At 46.0% G+C, this 4,301-nt stretch carries 6 protein-coding genes; all 6 read right to left on the reverse strand.

All coding sequences use genetic code 11. The annotated features are described in order from the left end of the window. Window positions 1-458 precede the first annotated feature (458 nt). Entirely contained in the window at window positions 459-1,190 is a 732-nt protein-coding gene (locus tag Q0277_RS10770; RefSeq protein ID WP_297998028.1) for an alpha/beta fold hydrolase, read from the reverse strand. Then, on the reverse strand, window positions 1,180-1,398 hold the full coding sequence (locus tag Q0277_RS10775) for a type II toxin-antitoxin system Phd/YefM family antitoxin (RefSeq protein WP_177389042.1): 219 nt from the start codon (window positions 1,396-1,398) through the stop codon (window positions 1,180-1,182). Before Q0277_RS10775 ends, Q0277_RS10770 begins: the two co-directional genes overlap by 11 nt. 60 nt (window positions 1,399-1,458) lie before the next feature. Further along, window positions 1,459-2,490, reverse strand: coding sequence for a D-alanine--D-alanine ligase (locus Q0277_RS10780; protein WP_297943505.1), 1,032 nt, complete (start codon window positions 2,488-2,490; stop codon window positions 1,459-1,461). A gap of 22 nt (window positions 2,491-2,512) precedes the next feature. After that, window positions 2,513-3,067, reverse strand: a complete 555-nt coding sequence (ruvA, locus tag Q0277_RS10785; protein ID WP_297895985.1) for a Holliday junction branch migration protein RuvA — start codon at window positions 3,065-3,067, stop codon at window positions 2,513-2,515. After that, the gene (locus Q0277_RS10790) at window positions 3,064-3,627 is read right to left on the reverse strand and encodes a hypothetical protein (protein WP_297998030.1); all 564 of its coding nucleotides are present in this window, start codon (window positions 3,625-3,627) and stop codon (window positions 3,064-3,066) included. The genes ruvA and Q0277_RS10790 overlap by 4 nt, the downstream gene beginning before the upstream one ends. A gap of 2 nt (window positions 3,628-3,629) precedes the next feature. Next, on the reverse strand, window positions 3,630-4,301 hold a 672-nt coding region (locus Q0277_RS10795), incomplete at its 5' end, for a hypothetical protein (RefSeq protein WP_297998032.1).

Here is a 4,301-nt window from a genome sequence, read left to right on the forward strand (position 1 = left end):
CTTGCGGTGCACGCAGCGGTTTCGCCGCATCTTGTACGGCTGCCGCAATCGCGAGCGCAGAGCGGAAACAACCCGCCACGGCGTAAAATTTTAAAATTTAACGTGACAAACTGCATTTGAGCTTTGCGTTTTGAATTACACACCCAAATAGCGGATTTTACACCGCTAAATTTTAAATATATGCCGCGTGCTCGCGACTTTATAATCTAAATTTACGCCTTGGCTTGCGATTTTAGCGCAAGCACAATGCAAAATTTAAAACGCGCGCCGCAAGATAAGCCGTATTAAAGCGCCGCAATAAAACGTTTTAAAACTATACCTCGCTCTTACATTCGCGCGATCTGTTTTTGCAACTAAAGCGCGATTTTTAGCGGCGCTAAAATTTCATGGCTAAATTTTAAAATTTTATACAAAATCGCGTCTTGTTTTAAATTTAGCGCGGCGCCAAATCGTTAAATTTAGCTGCCGCCAAGCTCCTTTTCGATCTGCTCGCCGATAAAATCCGCGCTCTGCAAAAAGAAAAAGTGATCCCCCGCCAGTGGATAAAATTTGCTATTTTTGACGAGCGAGTGGATCAACTCGCCGCTTTTTAGGCTAGTGGCGCGATCGTCCTTGCCCCAAAAGATGAGCGCATTTTGCGGGCTTAGCGCGGAAAAAATGTCGCGGAAGTCCTCATTTACGACGTTTTTTAGCGTCTCATACATCGTCTTGCTCATACCTGCGGCATCCTTGCTCGCAAACGCGCGCCAAAGCCACGCCAGTCCAAGTCTTTTTAAAATTTTAAAAATCGCGATTTTAGCGCGCACGACAAAGGGCTTGGGTTCGATGATACCGGCGCTGCTTAGCAGTATGAGATTGCGCGGAGCTAGCAATGCAGCGATCTTGCCGCCGAAGCTGTGCCCCATAATCGCTGCGGGCTGCTTGCCAAAAGCTGCGATAAAGGCGCGCATAATCTCCGCATAATCCTCGCTGCCAAGGGCGCGCGCGGGCTGCGAGCTGGCGCCGAATCCCGGCAGATCGACGCACACTAACGCGTAACGGCGGAATTTATCCGCAAAAACCCGAGACATAAGCGCTTTGTTTGCACCCCAGCCGTGCAACACCAAAATATATTCGGTGCGTTGCAGGTTTGAAATTTCGTAGCTGATTTTGTAGCTCTCGCCGCCGCAGACGAGCTCCTTACTCGCCACCGCCGCTCCTTTTGGCGTAAACGGCCTTGAGTAGCTCGACTGCTTTTTCGAGCCGCTCAAACTCGCTCATACTGATCATCACGGCTTCGAATTTGTTGTTTTTGACGATCAGGGCTTTTTTGATCTCTTGGTTTTTGATCTTGTTTAAAACGGTGCTGAAGTTGCGCACGATCTCGGTAGCGGTGTAAATTTCGTCTTGATTTATCATAACTCGACCTTTTGGGGTAAAATTTTACGCAAAATTTAGCGTAAAATTTTAAACGATTGGCTATTTATTAGCGGTGATTTTGGTGATCAGCTCGTAGCTTACAGGGATCTGCCTCATCGGCGGCAGCGACGAAGCAAGAGCTGCTAAAACCTCGGAGAAATCATCAAATAGGTAGTTTGCGAGGCTGCCTGGGTTCGGATTTATCTCGTTTAGATAAATTTCGCCCTCTTTTTCAAAAAAATCGCAGCGAATGAGCGCGCCATCGAATGATCCTGCGTTATAAAGCCGCGTAAAGGCGTCTTTCATCTTGCCCTCTAGCAAAGCGCCAGGACGAGCGGGCTCGATCGCGCCACTACGCGAAAAATCCAAATACTTACGATCGAAATTTAAATAGCCCTCTTTTTTTGGCTCTTCGATGTTTGAAAATACGATTTTGCCGTCTATTTTAGCGCCTGCGAGATTAAATTCCTTTACGTTTTCCCAGTACGGCTCTACGATCGCGCTGTCGTCCAGCTCAAAAGCCTGATCCAGCGCGTAGCTAAACTCGCTTTCGTTCTTGGCTATCGAAATTCCGATGCTAGAGCCCAAATGAGCAGGCTTAACGATGATCGGAAAATTAAAATTAGGCAGACTAGTACGATTTACGATCTCATACGGCAGGGTTTTTACATTTGCGATTGCGGCTAGGTGCTTGGTTAAAATTTTATTATAACTTAGCACGCTAGCTTCTATGCGAGGTCCAATATAAGGGATGCCAAAAAACTCAAATAGCGCTGCCATTTTGCCATCCTCGCCGTCGCAGCCGTGGATTAGATTGATATATGTGCCGACTTCTAGCATGCTTTTGCTAAACATTCCGCTCTCAAAAAATCCGCCCGCACCGATACTAAGCTCTTTTGCTTTAGCATAGCCACCCTGCTTAAAATATGCCGCGCGCATATTTTTATCCTCAATGCGGTAAAATTTACGATTTTTATCGCAAAATACAAACTCCAAGTCCCAGCCTTTTAGGGCATTTTTGACGGCAATTGCCGAGATGATACTTACTTCGTGCTCATAGCTTTGAGCTCCAAAAACTAAGCCAAATTTCATTGTTTTCCTTCAAATTTTATTTCTACGCTAATTTTTTTAACGCCTCTTTGACAAGATCTGACGTATTCGTGCTGCTGCATCCTGCTAAGATTTGATTGATCTTATCGCGCTTAAATCCAAGGCTTTGTAGCGCGGACGCCGCTTCATTTTTATAAGTCTCGCTAGGACCGAATTCCATTAACTTCGCATCGCCTAGTTCGGCAATGATCCGTCTAGCGGTCTTTGGGCCGATGCCCGGAACTGAAGTTAGCGTCGCAGCATCCCCCGTAGCTACGCAACGCGCGAAATCCTGCGGAGCGAGCGTCGAGCAAACCGCCATCGCCGTGCTTGCACCTACACCGCTAAGCTTGATTAGAGTTTCAAACATCCTTTTTTCACTCTCGTCTAAAAATCCATACAGCAAATCGGCATCCTCGCGCAAAATTTGTACGCACGCAAGCTCGGTCAGCTTGCCCTGCGTGAGCTTCGCGGAGGTATTTAATGACAATGAAAGAGCGTAGCTCACGCCGCTAGCGCATTTAATGACGCAAGCAGTGGGCTCCTTGCGCGTGATAATTCCTTCGATCGCCGCTATCATCTAAGAGCCTTTAAAATTTCGTTTATGCTCTCATTAAGCGCTAAATTTAGGGCATTATAAATGCTTTGCGAGCTAGGATCAGGCACGAAAACGCGCTTAGTGACGATGCCTGATTTTATGCTTTCTAAAGAATTTAAAATTTCATATCCCATTGTGACGGTTGCTTGATCATTATTGATCTGAAGCGCTACGATACTGGTTTTTAGGCGCAAATCCCGCTCTTTTGGCACAAAGATCGGATTTAGCGAGCAGGTGGAAAATGCCGCATCAAGCAGCGCCTTATATACCATCTCGCTAGGCATCGTGATAAATTTGGCGTCGCTTGCGAACCGCGTTCGGTTTCTAAAATCCACTATTAAAATATCCCGCCTATCGACGAGATCGGTTGCCGTGATAGTGTCGATAAAGATATTTTTGCGCACGCCGCTAGGATTTACGCAGCGCTTTTGATCATAACGCAGCTCGTAGTAGGTGTATGGCTTAGCCTGCTTGGCTAAGCAGCCGCCTAAAAATATCGCCGCCAGCGTCGCAGCAAGCGTAAACTTTATAAAATTTTTCATCTTTATTCCTTTTTATCGTCGCGATCCGCGCCTTTAGAAGTGTCTTTGAAAAAGAAATCGTAAGGATTGTCCTCTAGCCTAAACATCGCGCCTTGGAATTCTCTAAGCGATTTTTTTAGCTCGCGAAGAGTGTTTTTTGCCTCCTCAAGTGTAGGATCCAAGATCGCTTTTAGATTGTACTCGCCGCGATCGATACGCTTAGTGATGATACCTGCGGTTTTATCTAGCGAATTCGATAGATTGGCAGCACTCACGGCAAAGGCGTTTAGATTATCTAGCAGCGCGTCTAGCTCCTTCTCGCGCTCGTTTAAATTTGCTATGAGAGTATTTACGTTAGCAAGCAGCGCATCTAGGCTTTGGAATTTTTTCTCATCACTTAGCTCAGCGCTAAATTTATCCATCGAAGATAGAATTCTATCCACTTTATCGGTATTTTGCTTAGACAGTAGCCCATTAATCTTAAAAATCATCTCGCTCACGCTATCGGTGATGACTTCGGCTTTGGAGCCGATTTTATCAAGAAGCGTTTTATCCAGCGCAATTATCGGCTTTTTATCATTCGGCGGAAAAAGCTTACCGCTTCCTTTCGTGATATTTATAAACGCGATTCCGCTTATGCCTTGAGATTCTACCTTGGCGACGCTATCTTGCGAGATCGGCAGTTTGCTTTTTAC

Origin of the sequence: uncultured Campylobacter sp. (assembly GCF_938030815.1) — a bacterium.
Lineage (GTDB): Bacteria > Campylobacterota > Campylobacteria > Campylobacterales > Campylobacteraceae > Campylobacter_B.